Genomic DNA, 15,931 nt, shown 5'->3' with positions numbered 1-15,931 from the left:
CGCCCATGCGCGGCAACCTTGCGGGCGCCGCGCTGGGCCTTTGCGCGATGGGCGCCTATGCGAGTCATGACGCCATCATCAAGCTGCTGGGGGCGAGCTATTCGCCCCTGCAGATCGCCTTCTTCGTGGCGCTGATGTCCCTGCCGGCGCTGGCGGTGGTGGCCGCACGCCGGTCTTCGGTCAGCCTGTGGCCGCGGCATCCCGGCTGGGTCGGGTTGCGGTCGGCCTGCCTGACGGTCAACGTGCTCTGCGCCATGGCGGCCTTTGCCGCGCTGCCGCTGACGCAGGTCTATGCGATCCTGTTCACCATGCCCCTGCTGATCACGCTGCTGTCCGTGCCGCTTCTGGGCGAGCGCATCGGCCCGCACCGCCTTGGGGCGGTGCTGCTGGGCCTTGCGGGGGTGCTGATCGTGCTGCGGCCGGGACAGGCGCAGCTTGGCCCCGGTCATCTCGCCGCCGCGCTGTCGGCGCTCTGCGGCTCGCTGTCGGCGGTGATCGCCCGCCGCCTGGGCGGGTCCGAGCGCACGCTGGTCCTCGTCCTCTGGCCGGTGCTGCTGAACCTGACCGTATGCACCCTGGCGCTGCCCTTCGTCTACCGTCCGATGCCGGGGGGCGACCTCGGCCTCGCCGGGCTGGTGGCGCTCTTCGGCCTGGTGGGCGCGGTGCTGACCGTCCGCGCCTATCGCACCGCCGAGGCGGCCGTAGTCGCCCCCATGCAATACAGCCAGATCCTGTGGGCCACGATCTACGGCTGGCTGCTGTTTTCCGAACTGCCCGACGGCGCCACCCTGCTGGGGATCACGGTCATCGTGGCCTCGGGCCTTTATATCCTGTGGCGCGAGACACGGGCGCCCGCCACCCGGCGGCCGGTGACGGCGGCCGAGGCGCTGCCCTCGCCCAGCCTCGGCGGCTTCCGACGCCTGCTGCGTCGCTGATTTCCCCTTGCAATCGTCCCCCACGCGGGATACCTGCCCCGTCATGGTCGGAGCGTAGCGCAGCCTGGTAGCGCACCTGCTTCGGGAGCAGGGGGTCGGAGGTTCGAATCCTCTCGCTCCGACCAATAAGAAAAATCCCGAAATGTCAGTGCGTTATTTTTAGAGTGCGATCTCTTCCGAAACACCCTTCCGGCGCAGAGAACCGGATCAGCGAAGCTGGCTCCTCTCCGGTGCTCGACCAGTTTGTCTGCGCTAGCCGAATCGACAGGCGCATCTAGCTGCCACAGGAAAGCGGCCCTCAACTCCACTCACGTATGGAGCAGGAGGAATGGCCAAGTCGCGCTGAGTCCCCAGACATGCGGCCAGTTCGGCAGACAGCCTACTCCAGAGTTGGGTGAGCTTCCCACGCTTGACGGTATGGAAGCCGCCTTTCCCGTGTTCAGGAGAACCAGGTTCGTTCACAGCTCGGCACTGTCCGCACCCTCGACCACAAGGTTCCACATGCGTGCCAAAGGCAGTTCAGCCCGAATGTCCTCAGGTAGCTGCTCGTAAACGCCAAGAAGATTGTCCATCAGTTCATCCCGGCCCCAGAGCCGAACGCGGAAGTACAGTTCGTTGATCCGACATTTGAAAGGTCCGGTGAACCCGGCCCAGCGTAAGCGGTGCTCCGATCACACCTTTGCAGCGTAGTTCCACGGCAGGAGATCGTGGATCTGGCTCTGCTTATGTCCAGTGACGATGGCGGTGAGCGTTGCCGCCAACCAGGCGTGGGGATCAACGCTGTTGAGTTTGCAGGTCTCGATCAGCGAGGCGATGAGGGCCCAGTTTTCGGCTCCGGCGTCGTGCCCGGCAAAGAGAGCATTCTTCCGGTTCAGGGCGATCGGACGGATGGTGCGTTCGACGGCGTTGGAGTCCATCTCGACGCGACCGTTGGTCAGAAAGCGCCTGAGACCGTCGCGGTATCTGGCAATATAGGCGAGCGCCTCGCCCAGTGGCGACTTTGCGGACGCGCGGGCGCGATGATGGCGCAGCCAGTCGTCAATGCGGGCGAGGATCGGGGCTGAACGGTCCTGCCGTGCGATCAGGCGGGCGGTGGTGGGGTCGCTGCCGCGAATGTCAGCCTCGATACGATAGAGATCGCGGATGAGGTCGACGCCCTCCTCGGCGATCGGTGCGGGTCCGGTGCGGGTGATCTCGATGAGCTTTCGCGCGCGCGCAGCGATGGCCCGGACCCGCCGCCAGTCCAGCCCGGCAAACAGCGCCTCGAACTGGGCATGGCTCAGCGTCATCAGGCCGTCCTTCACCGCGGGCCAGCTGAAGCTGTGCTCCTCCAGCCGCTTGCAGGCCATCACCAGCCCGGTGCCGTCCCAGTAGAGCAGCTTCAGCCGATCGGCCTTGCGGGCCCGGAACACGAACACCGTCCCGGTGAACGGGTCCTTGCGCAATTCGTTCTTCACCAGCGCCGCCAGGCTGTCGTGGCCCTTGCGGAGCAAGCCATCAAGGCGCCATCGGTCCGAGCCCGATGGCGAGCGATGGGCTTTGTCGCCACCATGATCCGCACCCGGTGCGACGGGAAGATCATGCCGGGGCCGTCAGCGCGCGCACGAGGGCCGCAAGCCGTTCGGCCGAGACGCCGGCCTCGAGGCGGATCGTCACCGCGCCGACCCTGATCTCCAGGCCGACGGCTTCGGAACAGCGCGGGCCTTCGTCGGAGGGCGCCACGATCATGGCCGCGAACCCGACCGAACCCTCCGGCGCGGGCAGCACCAGCTGCCCCGCCCGGGCGCGCGAGCGCCACAACGACAGATGGTTGGCCTGCAGCCCGTGCCGTGCCGCGACCTCGTTCACCGTCACACCCGGGCGCAGCGTCTCCGCCACGATCCACGCCTTCACCTCATCCGGCCAGGTCCGCCGATGGCGACCGCCGCCATCGAGCGGGAGAACCTCCAGTGTAGCCGCCATGGAGAAACTCCCTCCCGCCCATCACAGGACATCCCGATCCCAGATCAGAACAGGCCAGAGAAGGTGGGAGCAGAACAGCGCTTACGGCCCAGCTTACGATCAGGCCATGATCTGCCTGGGTGTCCTAATGCTCCCGATGAGAGCCTGTAGACTCGGCTGATCGACGATCATGGTGCCCGACTTGACCTGGACAACAAGGCGCGGACTTTCGAGGCCGAGGGGACCGCTACCGGCCACGATGTCGACACCGTTGTCAGCTCCTGGCGGGGTGACGCGGGCGACATAGCCTTGGGCATTCAGGATGGCCCCGACGAGCCGCGTGAAATCGTGCCCCGTAAAGACCGATGCCACCCGCCGCTCGATCTGGTCCCGCGCGATCCGCTCAAGATCTACGAGTTGGTCGGATGCCTCTGCACTCTCGGGGACGCTGGAAGACACCACAGGTGTGGACGGGCCGGTAGTGAGCGTAACCCCATCCCCGTGGTCCTGGCCGGTGTCTATGACGCTCTCGATGCGCTTGAGGGCATTGTTTCTACTCACCTCGCATACTGTCATGAATGCACCGAAGCTGTAAAGCAGATCCTGCTTGAATGTATCCCGTGGCAGGTCGGTCTTCAGCCACTCAACCTTTCTGGTGATCTGCCCTTCCGGTCCGGGCGCGTAGTCCCCGACCAAGCGACCGATCCAGATCGTCGAGCTCGTCTTCATCGGGGACACGACGAAGTCGCCGGCGCGCGCGACGTTGATGAGCTGATTGACCTGTGCCGCGTAGTTTCGCAGCGTAGCAGCCTTCTCGTCGGGGTGGATGCGCGAGATGACGGCCAGCACTGCCCCTCGGTCCTTGCATGCGCGTAGATCTTCACGGACACCGAAGTCGATCGAGAGAAGGCACTGTTCTTGTGCCTGCTTCTCGCCCTCGCCATGGCGACCGAGACGGACCAACCAAAGACGTTCCATTGCATCTCCAAGCTTAGCCTTGGGAGAGTAGCTTGGAGGTGGCGAAGCGCAACGACGTGGGACGGGCGACCCTTATGAGGAATGGCGCGACCTCCGTGGATCCCGGGGGTCACGAGGAGACGGTTGATCGCTGCGTCCTCTTGCCCCTGTCAGTTGCGCATCCGGTCCAGCGTCTGCCGGAGTGCCGCGGTGCTCTCGAGGTCGACAGCCGGGTCCGAGCCAGCCGAGATCACCCGGATCATCTCGATCCAGCCTCGTTCATTCGGGGTGAGAACGTCTCAGCCGGAAAGGCGCGCGGGATCCGCCGGTGCAGCGAACATGGTGATCACTTCCCGAAGATGGCGCGGATCGCGGCGCGACCCTTTGCGGTGGGTCGGGGATCGGCGTTGTCGGAGGCATCCCGCAGTTCCTGGAGCCAAAGCACCTCTTTTGCCGTGACCGGGGTGCCGAAAATCTCGAGAACTGCCCGGGACGCGGTTTCGCCGATGGACTGGGCAAGGGCGAGCCGCATCAGATGTGCGGGATCGACGTCGAGCGCCCGCGCCAGATCGGGCACCCGGTCGAGGGCGATCTTGTTTGCGCCTGACTTCAGCATCGCCAGGAAACTTGCGTTCGGGAAGCCGGCTTCCTGCGCGATCTGGGCCTGGGTCTTGCGGCCCTTCAGGTCGATGATGCGCGAGCGAATGAGCTGTGCTGCGGGCGTGTCTTTGAAAGGTCTGGTCATGATGGTCGCTTTGCTGTTGATGACAGCACCTTGCCAACCGTCTGCACCGCAACGCGCGGGTGGGGCCTTGCACGGGGAGCGAAGTCCTGGAGAAATCCCATGACTGCATGGGGATGGACTCCGGGTCGGCAGCCTTGGGGAAGGCTAAGTCCTCCCACTGATCCCCTCTTCTATAGAGCTTGCCACGTTGCGCCGGTTTTCGGGCGGCACTCAATAAACTGGCGCCCCGCTGGTTCCTGAGCGTGCTAAAGCGCCGAGAGGTTCGTTTACAGGTTCTGACTATAGGACCGATCTCCGCGCCCTGCTCGGGCTAATGGAGGTCCTGCTCTGAGGCCAGTCGCACGTGACAAGTGCAGGAGTTTCCACCAAGTGCTACATTCGCGCGCACAGCAGGCGAGCCACGGTGATGAAGCTCCCCCAGACGCGCGATGCCCGGAGCGGCGACCTGCGGATCGCCTATCAGGTCGTGGGCCAGGGACCGATCAACCTTGTCTTCGTGCCCGGCTTCCTTTCCAACCTCGACGTCCATTGGGAAGATCCGGGCTATGCTCATCTGCTGCGCCGGCTGTCAGGCTTCACCCGGCTGATCCAGTTCGAGAAGCGCGGCACCGGCCTGTCGGACCGGGTCGATCCCGCCCATCTTCCCGACCTCGAAACCCGCATGGACGACGTGCGCGCCGTGATGGATGCCGCCGGAAGCGGGCGGGCTGCGCTTCTGGGCGCATCGGAAGGCGCGCCCATGTCGCTGCTCTTTGCCGCCACTCATCCCGAGCGGGTGCGGGCCCTTGTGCTTTATGGCGGCTATGCGTGCTTTCACCGCTGGGTGCAGGATGCCGAGGCAGTCGAGCAGTTCGTGGCGCAGGCCGATACAAGTTGGGGTCAGGGGAGAACACTGCGAGCCTTTGCTCCCGGCCGAGCCGGGGACCCGGAATTCAGGGGATGGTGGGCCCGGTTCGAGCGACTTTCCTGCAGTCCCAACGCAGGGATCGCGCTGGCGCGCATGAACTCGGCCATTGACCTTAGGGCCATTCTGCCCGGCATTCGGGTGCCCACCCTGATCCTGCACCGCCGCCACGATGCGCGCGTGAGCCCCGAGGCCGCATCATACCTGGCGCGCCATATCCCGGGCGCTGAACTGCGGTGGCTTGAGGGGCGCGACCACCCGATCTGGACCGGAGACACGGACGCCGCGGTCGATGCAATCGAGGAGTTCCTGACCGGGGCCACCCCCTCGACTCAGCCCGAGCGGAGCCTTGCGGCACTTCTTGCGCTGCGGATAACGGGCGCGTCCCGAAGGGCGCTTCTTGACGGAGAGCTCGCAGAGCGCGCCGGCACGTTCGACGCGCGCCTTTCCGACGAGGCACGATGCTTCGGCGGCTCCGTCGTGACCTCCGGGCCCGAAGGGCGGCTGCTGCGCCTCGACGGTCCGTCGCGGGCGCTGGGTTGTGCCCGGAACCTGTCCGCTCTCGCGCGGTCGCTGGGGATCGGGCTTGGCCAGGGTGTCCATGTCGGCGAGGTCCTGCCCGGCGAGGGCGCCGCCTCCGGCGTCACGGCGCGGATTGCCCTTGCCCTGGCGGGAGAGGCGACGCCGGGCGTCGTGCTGGTCTCGATGGTCGCGGCCGAGGTCGCCTTCGGGACGGGACAGCATTTCGTCTCGTGGGGAGAGGTTCGGATCGACGGCGCGTGCCTTTCGGTCGAGCGCCTTGTGCCCGAGCAACATCTCGAGCCCGCAGGCGGGATTCGGGGTCATAACCCCGATCTCACCCATCTCACCCTGCGTGAGCGCGAGGTGCCCGGGCTGGTGGCTGAGGGCCTCAGCAACCACGAGATCGCCGAACGGCTGGAGCTTTCCGCACATACCGTCAAGCGGCATGTCGCGAACATCCTTCTCAAGCTGGACCTCCCCTCGCGCGCTGCCGCTGCCGCGCTGCTGGCCCGCAGCGAAGCCTCCTGACGCTGGCCCGATCGGGCCATGTGCGACGTCGGTCCACCGGCGGAAGCCGGATCTTGTCCCTTCATTGGAAGCTGTTCCCATCGCCGCCGGCACCGATTCCTCCCGCGCGGCGCCATGAAGGAGAAAGCCATGAAACATCTTCTTGCCGCCGCCATTCTTGGCCTCGTGCTCGGCACAGGCGCCGTGGCCCAGGACCAGGCCACCGATACGCGCGGCCAGATCGAAGCCGCACTGGGGATGGTGCCCTCGATGTTCGACGTCCTCCCCGAAGCCGGGCTTGCCGGCACATGGGGCGAGTTCTCGGCCCTCCAGCTCAGCAAGGATGCCGCGCTCGACAACAAGACCAAGGAGCTGATGGGATTGGCAGTGGCATCGCAGATCCCCTGCAGCTACTGCATCTATTTTCACACCGCCGCCGCCCGCGCCCATGGCGCCACGGACGAGGAGATCGCCGAAGCCGTGGCCATGGCTGCCATCGTCCGGCACTGGAGCACGGTGCTGAACGGGATGCAGGTCGACCAGGCTCGGTTCCGGTCCGAGGTCGACACGCTCATGTCCGCGGCCGCCGAGGCCTCCGCGTCGGCCAGTGCGACGTCGAACTAGGAGAGAACACCATGGAAAGCACAACGACCGAAAGGGTCAGCGCCAGCGGTCTCAAGCAGGCGATCGAGAGCCGCGATGGCCGCCGGCTCGCCGGCTTCTACGCCGATGACGCCGAGGTCCGGGTGATCGATCGCAATAACCCGCCGAGTCGCCCTCGGCTGGTGCGTGGCCGCGCCGCCATCACGACCTACTGGGACGACATCTGCTCGCGCGCCATGACCCATGCTGTGGATTTCGCCGTGGCCGAGGGCGACCGGCTCGCCTTCACCCAGTCCTGCGCCTATCCCGACGGCACTAGGGTCTTCTGCATCGCGACGATGGACGTCGAGGGCGGGAAGATCGCGCGGCAGACGCTCCTGCAGGCATGGGATGAGTGAGCCACATGGTATCCGAGCGTTCAGGAATACGGTGAGCCGATCTGTGACTGCCCGCCGCGCCTTTGGCGGGTCCTTCCACTGCGGCCGATGATCGCGCGTTCCTGGCGCCGGCTCTTGCCGCGGCATGTCGTTCCCAGGCTTCCGTGTTGTGAAAGCACCGGAACTAACGGCGGTTCACTCCGAGCGCCCTCAGTCCAGCGTCCGCCTGAACCGCGTGAGCGCGAGAACTGCGAGCACGACCACCATCGCGCCGAGCGTGAGGAACTGCGCCCGGACATCGGCAAGCCCTGCGCCCTTCAGCATCACTGCCCGGACCAGCCGCAAGAAGTGGGTAACCGGCAGCACCTCGCCGATCATCCGCGCCCATCCCGGCATGCCGCGGAAGGGGAACATGAAGCCCGACAGCAGGATCGAGGGCAGGAAGACGAAGATCGACAGTTGCATCGCCTGCATCTGCGTTCGCGACACGGTCGAGATCAGGTAGCCCAGGAGCACTAAGGCAAGCACGAACAGGAACACTCCGGCAAGCAGCAGTCCGGGCGCGCCCTCGAACGGAACGGCGAAGATCGCCCGTGCCGCGGTCAGGATCACCGTTACCTGCACGCCCCCCACGGCGAGGAAGGGGGTGATCTTGCCAATCATGATCTCGCTCGGCGTCGCAGGCATCGCCAGCAGGTTCTCCATGGTGCCGCGCTCGATCTCGCGCGTCAGCGCCATCGCGGTCATCATCACCATCGTCATCTGCAGGATGATGCCCAGAAGACCGGGGACGATGTTCAGCCGGATCGACCCTTCGGGGTTGTAGCGGCGGTGAATGAGGATCTCGAGGCCGCCGGCAGGCAAGGCCGCGCCGAGTTCGCGGGTCAGCGCTTGCGCAGCAACGGTGTCGAGGGTCGATATCGCACCCGAAGCGGCAGCCGGATCGGTCGCATCGGCTTCGACGAGAACCTGCGCCCGGTCGCCCCGCAGCAGGTCGGCGCCGAAATCGGGCGCCATGGTGACGACGAAGGACACGCTTCCGTTCGTCAGCATCCGTTCTGCCTCGGCCGCCGTGATGCCGGGCGCGACGAAGCGGTAGTAGCCGGTGTTCTCCAGCGCCGTGACCATGGCGCGGGCAAAGCGGTCGTCGGCCGGCCCGACCAGCGCGGCGGGCAAGAGCTTGGGATCGTTGTTGATCGCAAAGCCGAACAGGAGCAGCTGGATGATCGGTATGCCCAGCATCATCGCGAAGGTGATCCGGTCCCGCCGCATCTGGATGAATTCCTTGCGCAGGATCGCAAGCACTCGGTGCGGCGACAGGATCATCGCATCTTGTCCTCCGCCTGCTCCATCAGCCGGATGAAGACGTCCTCGAGGCTGGTCTCGACCGGCGTTCCCTTGGCGCCCGCGGCTGCGATGGCGGCATCCAGCGCCGCGGCGTCCAGGCCGGTGACATGCAGCAAAGCCCCGAAGGGCTCGACCTGCGCCACGCCGGGCGCTCGGCGAAGTTCCTGCGCCAGCGCGGCCGGATGGTTGGTTTCGACGCTGCGGGTGACAAGGCCCGCTGCGGCAATCACCTCGTCGACCGTCCCGTTGGTGACCAGGCGGCCATGGGCGATGTAGTGGATGCGGTTGCAGCGTTCTGCCTCGTCCATGTAGTGGGTCGAGACGAGCACCGTCATGCCGCGGCCCGCCCGGTCGTGGATCTCGTCCCAGAAGGCGCGGCGGGCCTTGGGATCGACGCCCGCCGTTGGCTCGTCCAGCAGCAGCAGCTTCGGGCGGTGCATGAGGCAGGCGGCCAGCGCAAGCCGCTGCTTCCATCCGCCCGACAGCGAGCCCGCAAGCTGGTGGCGGCGGGAGGACAGGCCGAGGTCCTCCAGCGTGTCGGCCACCGCCTGCCGCGGCAGGTGATAGAGCCCGGCCACAAAGGCAAGGTTCTGCCGGATCGACAGATCCTCGTAGAGCGAGAACCTCTGGGTCATGTAGCCGACCTGCAACCGGATCGCGCGCTGCCCGCGCATGAGGTCCAGCCCCAGGACGGTCCCACGGCCCGCATCGGGCGTCAGCAACCCGCATATCATGCGGATGCAGGTGGTCTTGCCCGATCCGTTCGGCCCCAGGAACCCCGCGATCTCGCCCGCCCCGACGGTCAGGCCGACGCCGTCCACGACCCGGCGGCGGCCAAAGGACTTCGTCAGCCCTTCGACGGCGATGACCGGGGTGTCGGGAGCCTGCGGTTTCATGGCGCCAGCCGCACCTCGACGATCTGGCCGGGCTTCAGGGCGTCGGCCGGCTCGGGCAGGGCCTCGACCATGTAGACGAGCTTTTGCCGCATCTCGCGGGAATAGATGACAGGCGGGGTGAACTCGGCCTGTTCCGCGATCCACGTGACGCGGGCGGTCAGCGGCGCACAGCCGTCACACTCGACCGTCAGCCGCGTGCCGACCGTGATGGAGGACAGCGCGGATTCCGGCAGGAACACCCGCAGCGTGACGGCGCCGTCGGGCAGATAGGAAAGGACCGGCGCAGAGGGGCCGGCAATCTCGCCCGCGTTGCGGATGATGTCCGAGACTACGCCTGCGCCCTCGGCCCGCAGGCTGCGCTGGTCAAGTTGCCAAAGGCTGGTGTCACGCGCGGCGCGGGCCTCGGCGACCGCCCCGCTGGCGGCCTCGATGCGATCGGCACGGGCAGGCAGGCGCGCGGCCTCCAGCCGGGCCCCGGCCTCGGCGACGCCCGCCCGGGCGACATCGGCGGCAGCGCGCAGGGCCGCGCTCTGCGAGGCGGAGGACACGCCGCGCGCCTGCAGTCGATCCTCGCGCTCGGCATCCTGGGCGGCGCGGGCGGCAGTCGCCTGCGCCGCCGCGAGCGCGGCCTCCAACGCGGCAAGCTCCTCGGGCCGGCTGCCGTGGGTCAGGTCGGCAAGCTCGGATTCCGCCTGCTTCAACCGCGCCTCGGCCGCATCGACGGCGGCGCTCGCATCCGCCGTCTCGGCCTGCGCCAGAAGCTGTCCGGCAGCGACTCGGTCGCCACGGCGGACGACGACCTCGCTGACCCGGGCCGTCACCAGCGGCGCGACCTGGATATATTCCCCCTCGACATGGCCCGTGGCGAGCGGCGGCGGAGGGGCGCAGCGGAGCAGCAAGGCCGAAAGCAGCGGCAGTGCGCAGAGGAAGTCAGCCATCGGCGGCGTCCAGGATCGCGTCGAGATTGGCGAGAAGCCGCCGCTGGATCGCCCGCGCCTCGCGCCGGGAATAGCCCGGCCAGCCCATCCGCCGCTGCACCAGCGGCGCGGCCAGCCGAAAATAGGCGGCCTGCCCGACCAGCGAAAATACGGCAAGGCGCGTGTCCTCGCTGTCCGGGTCGCTGCCGGTGGCCGCGCCCCAGAGCAGGCACAGCGCGCGGTGGCGCGGCTCGATCAGCCTGGCGCAAAGCCGATCGAGCACCGGGCTATCGGGGATTGCAAGTTCCCGCAGCAGGAAGCCGACGACATCCGCGGCGGCAGGGGTCATCAGGAAGGTCACGATCCGGCGCATCAGCCGCCGCAGGCTGCGGCGTGCCTGGTCGCGACCGATTGCGCCCGGTTCCGCCGGGATCGCCTGCGCCACCTGACCGATGGACGCCGCCACGGCATCGGCGCAGGCGAGCCGCAAGCCCTCCTTGCCGCCAAAATGATAGGCGATGGAGGAGATGTTCGTGCCCGCCTTCGCGGCAATGGCCCGTGTCGAGGTCGCCTCGAAGCCGTCGCGCCCGAACAGATGCACTCCGGCCGCGACGAGTTGGGTGATGGTCGGATGCACGGGTTGGCTCATCACTCATGATTGGATCAATCGATTGATCCAATCAAGTGGAAAACTCCTTGTGCTGATTTCGGCGATGCTCGTTTGGAAAAGCTGCCACTCATGCGGTCTTGTGCTACCCTCAGGCGCGCAGGCAGACCTCGACGCGCAACAGGGCGAGATCATTGCCCTGAGGGAGAAGTTCGCCTGATACGATGTCGAGTTCTCCCATGAGGAAGGCCCTGTCACCCGGTCTGCTCCTTGCTCCCTCAGGCGGATTGAGGCTTTTTGGCACGAAGGCCTGGATGGTTGTTCCTTCGAGGGCCTTGTCAGTGCTTCGGAGCCTGACATTGACAAGGCTGCCGGCACGGGTCGTGGAAACGGCTGTGACGGTGCCGTAAGCATTCTCGTAGAGCGACATGGTTGTCTCCCGGGCTGAGTTCTCCGTTGACGTTCCGCCACGCTCAACGCATGCGTGTATGTGCGGTTCGGCAAGATTTCGCAGGCCAGCGAGTTCTCGCCGTCAGAAGAGCCGTGCCCGCGGTATGTCACGCCTGGCATCGGGGATACGCGGTTCGCCAGCGTGTCGATCAGCCCCGCGCGGTCGGGCGCGGGCGCCTCCAGCGGGCTCGCCGCCTGCCGAGGCGCCAGGGGCTCGGCAAGCGTCGCCATCAGCACCATGATCTCGATGCCGAACCCCGGCTCGATGGCCTCGATCCGGGCGCAGAGGAGCGGGGTGAGCGGCTGCGGGTCCTGCACCGGACACGCGAGCCCAACCCGCACCGTCTGAAGGTCGTTATTGATGCGGTGGCAGAGGAGATCGAGCCGGCGGGCGCCGAGGCCGCGCTCTTTCAGTTGCTCGCACAGCGCGACGACCAGCTTGCGAATGTAACAGGCGATGATCTCGGCCGCGGCGATAGGCTCGGCAAAGACCCGGCGCACCGCGACAAGTCCTTCGGGGCGGACGGGCTCGAACTCCACTGCCACTGCGCCCAGCGCCTGGTCGAGCCTGCGGCAGAGGTCCGGGCCGAAGCGGCGGGTGAGCGGGGCGCGGGGCTGGTCCCAGAGATCGCCGTGCGGGTGAAGCCCAAGGTGCGCAACCCGGCGATCGTGGCGAGGGGCAGACGCAGGGCCTGGATGGGCAGCGGCGCCAACACGCGCTCTGCGGTGCCGGGGGCAAGGAAGACTGGATCCGCCATGTGTCGGGCGAGGGCATGCGCCGCGCCCCAGCTATCCGCAACCGCCGCACGGGCAGTGACGCCGGACATCACCAGCCGTCCAACCAGCGCCTCCAGCATGGTGGCCTCGCCGCCCTGCAGGTGGTCGGCGCCCGTCGTGTCCAGGACGATGTCGCCGGGCGGATCGGGGGCTACGATAAGCGAGACCCGCTGCATGACCCAGACCGCCAGCCGCCCAAAGCTTTCTGCATCCGCTTTGGGATCGGCTTGCACCATGACCAGCCCCGGCACCAGCGCCTGTGCCGTGCTCACCGGCATGCCCGCTGAGAGACCCAAGGCTTGCGCCGCCGCATCCGCGGCTGTCACCACCCGGCGGTTGCCGACGCGCCCGGCCACTACCAGCGGCACGTCATCCTGTGGCGCGGCGTTGCCAGCCTTCTGCCGCAGCCGATCCGTCCGCCACATGGGCAACCAGACCGAGGCGACCCGCCCCATCGCATGCCTCTAGTTCAAGTTCGAAGCATTCGCCGGCGCGGGCGCGGACCAACTCGACCAGCCGGCGCGGCCGTCCCATGCCCGGCACCGGCAGTGGCGCTGAGAGCAGCGCCGAGATCCGCCAGCGCGTCATCGCCGCCGTGGGCTGGCCGAAGTCCGAAGCGTCTGCCTGAGGCCGGCCGCACCGGAGCGCGAGGCCCATGGTCCCCGCTCTCCCGGGCCGCCAAGTGCAGCCGCCGCGATGCGGTCATCGGGAGACGCGGGGCTTCCGCGACAACGACCGCAAGCCCGCCATGCCGAAGCCCTTCCTCCATTCAGGCGAGCACGGGTGTCTCGTCCCCCGTCTCGACATGGATCACCCGGTCCGGCGAGAACTCCGCCTGCGCCAGCCCCGGGGCAAAGATATCTGCCGCGATCACGCACCAGAGCACCGTGCCGGACAGCCGTGCCGCGATCCCGGCCGCAAAGCAGGCCGCCGCCGCGCCGTCCACCGCGCCGTTTCCGCCCCCCGCCACCTCGTGCAGGCGGCCCAGCGCCAGACCCCCACCCGGCAGCCTGCAGTCGAGCGCGGGAAGGTCGAAGGGGAGAACGCCGGATGCCCGATCGCCTTCGCCCCCGATCCGGACAATCTGCTTTCGGAGGTGAGCAAGGCTGGGAGCAGGAGAGGTCATGGGTGGAAGGCTCCGGCAGGACAATGGAACAACATCAATGTTCTGTTTTTGTTCCGAATAGTGGACCATGTCAATCCGAGCCACAGAGAGCATGAGCCGGAGATGCGGAACTGTCGCTGCCCCGCTACACTATGCCGACCAGGCCGGAGGCAAGCGGATGTGCAACCTGTATAACCTGACCACAAACCAGCAGGCGATCCGGGACTTGGCGCGGGTCGTCCAAGACAGCACCGGCAATCTCGAACCCGAACTCGACCTTTATCCCGACCGTCCGGCGCCTGTGGTGCGCAACACCGCGAGCGGGCGCGAACTCGCCCGGCTGACCTGGGGCATGCCGACGCCGCTGCAGTTCCTCAAGGCGCCGGACGCGCCCGATACGGGCGTCACCAACATCCGCAACGTCGCAAGCCCGCACTGGCGGCGGTGGCTGGGGGTGGAGCATCGCTGCATCGTGCCCGCCACGGCCTTCTCGGAATACGGCCAACGCCCCGATCCGGTCACCAAGCGCAAGCCGATCGTCTGGTTCGCGCTCGACGAGATACAGCCGCTGTTCTTCTTCGCGGGGATCTGGACGCCCTGGCACGGCACGCGGGGATCTAACCGGACGCCGCGACCGGGCCGACATGAGCTTTTCGCCTTTCTCACGACCGAGCCCAATGCTGTGGTCAAGCCGGTTCATCCCAAGGCGATGCCTGTGATCCTGACGACACAGGACGAGATCGAGGCGTGGCTCACGGCGGACTGGACGGACGCAAGGGCACTGCAGCGACCGCTGCCGAATGACGCGCTTTCAATTGTTTCCGCACCTGCTCGGCAGGCCTAGACCCGTGCTGGAAGGAGCAATTTCACTGTGTCGGACTCCTGCACTGCGAATCCACGCTGCTATCAAGGGAGTAGCGGTGGTGGACACCAGCGGTCGATCCGCGCCCTTATGTCTAGGTTAAAGGCTTCAAGACTGGTCCCAGACAGTCAGTCTGGATCAGGACATGTTGTCGGCCACCGCCAAATAACCCCCAGAATGCCGAAAACGAGACGGTGCGGGGAGTCATCCAGCCGACAGGCTGCAGGTTAGATCGCGAGGGTTCGCACCCCGTCAGGGAATGACGGACGCCCCAAGCGGTTGCTTCCCGGGAACTCCGAATAGCATCAAAAAAGATGGCAGTTCTGTCCTGTCCCGCAAGGGGGGTGTGACAACTGCCGGATATGGTCGCGGTTGAAGGTAAGCCGTCCATGTCGCGCAGTCGCGAGACTGCAACCGCTTTGACCCGAGAGGGTCAGGATGCGCTGAATATCGCCGGGACTTCGGAAGCCGCCCGGCTTGTCTGACACACAAGTTTCAGTTCACCACATCGACGAAGGGAAACGTCGAGCATCCCCCTGCCATTCCAGAGCCGCGCCGGAGTTTTTCCCCAGCGCTTCCTATTCGTTCTAGTGGCAGGGGGAATAGTCACCTCCGAAGGGACATCAACAGAAGATCACAGGAGTTGCGTCACGCTGAACAGGCTCCGGTGAAAAGGCTCAAGCTACTCGCGCGAAGCGCGAGCAAGACGCGCCGCAGGCGCGACGCGCAGGGAGCGAGCGAGTAGGGGCACCTGCAGATCGGAGGTAGCTCCCACAGGTAAGTGGAGGAAGCTGGTTCTGTCCATCGAGTCCCGGGCAAGCTCTCGCTTTCCGAACGTAAGGCAGTGAACCGCGCCGGGTTTGCCGGAGGCAGACTCGGTTAGTTACGAGGCTATGGGCCCGGTTTCCAGAGTTGCATAGAAGTTGGCCTCCGCTCCGGCCAGCGCCAGGCCAAACGGGTCATCGGGGGTGGAAGGGCGACCGTCAGGACGGCCCGATCCGGACCGCGCCGAAGCTCGGCCACCCGGTCCATCGTGACCGCCTTGGCGATCAGCCAGTTGTCGCCGATGCGCTAGGCGGCGACGCAGTTCGTCCCGCTTTTCAGGCGCAGGTAGTCCAGCCGCAAAGGCCCGCAGCCAAGAGTATCCGCCAGCCTTAGCGGGTCCAGCATCAGGGGCAGTCCCGGCAAGCCGTGCTCTCGGGCGATCAGGTCGGCGTTGGCGCGCATCAGGTCCTCCGTCTTGCCGGAACCGCCTGCGCGGTCAGGCGCGCGAACAGCCCGTCCCGGGACTCGGAAGCTCGGCCGGGCTGCCGTTTGCGGCCAGATCGCCGCCGTCGAGGCAGAGGATGCGGTCGCAGTGCCCGGCAAGGGTCAGGTCATGGGTGATGATCAGGGTGGTAACGGCCGCGGGCCATCTCCATGATCGTCTCGATCACTGCCTGCTCGTTCTCGGCGTCAAGGTCCACGGTCGGCTCGTCC

At 66.8% G+C, this 15,931-nt stretch carries 18 protein-coding genes, 1 tRNA gene and 1 pseudogene; 7 read left to right on the top strand and 13 right to left on the bottom strand.

The window, feature by feature from the left end; translation table 11 throughout:
• The first annotated feature begins 5 nt into the window (after positions 1-5).
• Both H5395_RS01200 and H5395_RS01195 read left to right on the top strand, forming a co-directional pair.
• Complete coding sequence (locus H5395_RS01200; protein ID WP_182790683.1) at positions 6-935, top strand: DMT family transporter; 930 nt, start codon at positions 6-8, stop codon at positions 933-935.
• A 48-nt stretch (positions 936-983) separates the two neighbouring features.
• Positions 984-1,060 (top strand) — tRNA-Pro (locus tag H5395_RS01195).
• A gap of 546 nt (positions 1,061-1,606) precedes the next feature.
• Here H5395_RS01195 and tnpB read toward each other — a convergent pair.
• The 4 genes from tnpB to H5395_RS01175 form a co-directional block, all read right to left on the bottom strand.
• On the bottom strand, positions 1,607-2,428 hold the full coding sequence (gene tnpB / locus H5395_RS01190; RefSeq protein WP_182790682.1) for an IS66 family insertion sequence element accessory protein TnpB: 822 nt from the start codon (positions 2,426-2,428) through the stop codon (positions 1,607-1,609).
• Between the two features lie 85 nt (positions 2,429-2,513).
• On the bottom strand, positions 2,514-2,897 hold the full coding sequence (locus H5395_RS01185) for a transposase (RefSeq protein WP_182790681.1): 384 nt from the start codon (positions 2,895-2,897) through the stop codon (positions 2,514-2,516).
• A 99-nt stretch (positions 2,898-2,996) separates the two neighbouring features.
• Positions 2,997-3,854, bottom strand: a complete 858-nt coding sequence (locus H5395_RS01180; protein WP_182790680.1) for a restriction endonuclease — start codon at positions 3,852-3,854, stop codon at positions 2,997-2,999.
• Between the two features lie 325 nt (positions 3,855-4,179).
• Positions 4,180-4,578 (bottom strand): XRE family transcriptional regulator, encoded by a 399-nt coding sequence (locus H5395_RS01175; RefSeq protein WP_220494737.1) that lies wholly within the window; start codon positions 4,576-4,578, stop codon positions 4,180-4,182.
• A 406-nt stretch (positions 4,579-4,984) separates the two neighbouring features.
• On the opposite strand from H5395_RS01175, the gene H5395_RS01170 reads away from it, so the two are divergent.
• The 3 genes from H5395_RS01170 to H5395_RS01160 all read left to right on the top strand — a co-directional run bounded on the left by H5395_RS01170 (position 4,985) and on the right by H5395_RS01160 (position 7,512).
• Entirely contained in the window at positions 4,985-6,532 is a 1,548-nt protein-coding gene (locus tag H5395_RS01170) for an alpha/beta fold hydrolase (RefSeq protein ID WP_182790845.1), read from the top strand.
• 129 nt (positions 6,533-6,661) lie between these two features.
• Positions 6,662-7,135 carry a carboxymuconolactone decarboxylase family protein gene (locus tag H5395_RS01165; protein ID WP_220494734.1) on the top strand — a complete coding sequence of 158 codons (474 nt, stop codon included), beginning with the start codon at positions 6,662-6,664 and terminating at the stop codon, positions 7,133-7,135.
• An 11-nt stretch (positions 7,136-7,146) separates the two neighbouring features.
• Entirely contained in the window at positions 7,147-7,512 is a 366-nt protein-coding gene (locus H5395_RS01160; protein ID WP_182790678.1) for a nuclear transport factor 2 family protein, read from the top strand.
• Positions 7,513-7,701: 189 nt separating this feature from the next.
• Here the strand turns inward: H5395_RS01160 and H5395_RS01155 are convergent, their stop codons facing one another.
• From H5395_RS01155 to H5395_RS18700, 5 genes are all read right to left on the bottom strand, one after another.
• Positions 7,702-8,817 (bottom strand): ABC transporter permease, encoded by a 1,116-nt coding sequence (locus H5395_RS01155; RefSeq protein ID WP_182790677.1) that lies wholly within the window; start codon positions 8,815-8,817, stop codon positions 7,702-7,704.
• Entirely contained in the window at positions 8,814-9,734 is a 921-nt protein-coding gene (locus H5395_RS01150; RefSeq protein ID WP_182790676.1) for an ABC transporter ATP-binding protein, read from the bottom strand. Before H5395_RS01150 ends, H5395_RS01155 begins: the two co-directional genes overlap by 4 nt.
• Entirely contained in the window at positions 9,731-10,672 is a 942-nt protein-coding gene (locus tag H5395_RS01145) for an HlyD family secretion protein (protein ID WP_182790675.1), read from the bottom strand. The genes H5395_RS01150 and H5395_RS01145 overlap by 4 nt, the downstream gene beginning before the upstream one ends.
• Positions 10,665-11,300 carry a CerR family C-terminal domain-containing protein gene (locus H5395_RS01140; protein WP_182790674.1) on the bottom strand — a complete coding sequence of 212 codons (636 nt, stop codon included), beginning with the start codon at positions 11,298-11,300 and terminating at the stop codon, positions 10,665-10,667. The genes H5395_RS01145 and H5395_RS01140 overlap by 8 nt, the downstream gene beginning before the upstream one ends.
• A gap of 109 nt (positions 11,301-11,409) precedes the next feature.
• A complete protein-coding gene (locus H5395_RS18700) occupies positions 11,410-11,688 on the bottom strand; it encodes a hypothetical protein (RefSeq protein ID WP_234450708.1) in 279 nt (92 codons plus the stop codon).
• 162 nt (positions 11,689-11,850) lie between these two features.
• Here H5395_RS18700 and H5395_RS18695 point away from each other — a divergent pair, with 162 nt between their 5' ends.
• Positions 11,851-12,057: a hypothetical protein gene (locus H5395_RS18695; RefSeq protein WP_255440440.1), complete on the top strand. Its 207-nt coding sequence runs from the start codon at positions 11,851-11,853 to the stop codon at positions 12,055-12,057.
• Here H5395_RS18695 and H5395_RS19385 read toward each other — a convergent pair.
• The 3 genes and pseudogenes from H5395_RS19385 to H5395_RS18685 all read right to left on the bottom strand — a co-directional run.
• Positions 12,012-12,209, bottom strand: a pseudogene (locus tag H5395_RS19385) (DNA polymerase Y family protein); the annotation flags it as partial. The gene H5395_RS18695 and the pseudogene H5395_RS19385 sit on opposite strands and share 46 nt — an antisense overlap.
• Positions 12,119-12,940, bottom strand: coding sequence for a DNA polymerase Y family protein (locus H5395_RS18690; RefSeq protein WP_234450707.1), 822 nt, complete (start codon positions 12,938-12,940; stop codon positions 12,119-12,121). The gene H5395_RS18690 and the pseudogene H5395_RS19385, both read right to left, overlap by 91 nt.
• Before the next feature lie 314 nt (positions 12,941-13,254).
• Complete coding sequence (locus H5395_RS18685; RefSeq protein ID WP_234450706.1) at positions 13,255-13,611, bottom strand: hypothetical protein; 357 nt, start codon at positions 13,609-13,611, stop codon at positions 13,255-13,257.
• 157 nt (positions 13,612-13,768) lie between these two features.
• On the opposite strand from H5395_RS18685, the gene H5395_RS01125 reads away from it, so the two are divergent.
• Positions 13,769-14,434, top strand: coding sequence for an SOS response-associated peptidase (locus H5395_RS01125; protein WP_182790673.1), 666 nt, complete (start codon positions 13,769-13,771; stop codon positions 14,432-14,434).
• 1,089 nt (positions 14,435-15,523) lie between these two features.
• Here the strand turns inward: H5395_RS01125 and H5395_RS01120 are convergent.
• Positions 15,524-15,679, bottom strand: coding sequence for a hypothetical protein (locus H5395_RS01120; RefSeq protein ID WP_182790672.1), 156 nt, complete (start codon positions 15,677-15,679; stop codon positions 15,524-15,526).
• Between the last annotated feature and the right edge of the window lie 252 nt (positions 15,680-15,931).

Source organism: Paracoccus sp. MC1854 (assembly GCF_014164635.1).
GTDB lineage: Bacteria > Pseudomonadota > Alphaproteobacteria > Rhodobacterales > Rhodobacteraceae > Paracoccus.
Note: the sequence above shows the minus strand (reverse complement) of the source record. Positions and strands in the feature narration are given on the sequence as shown.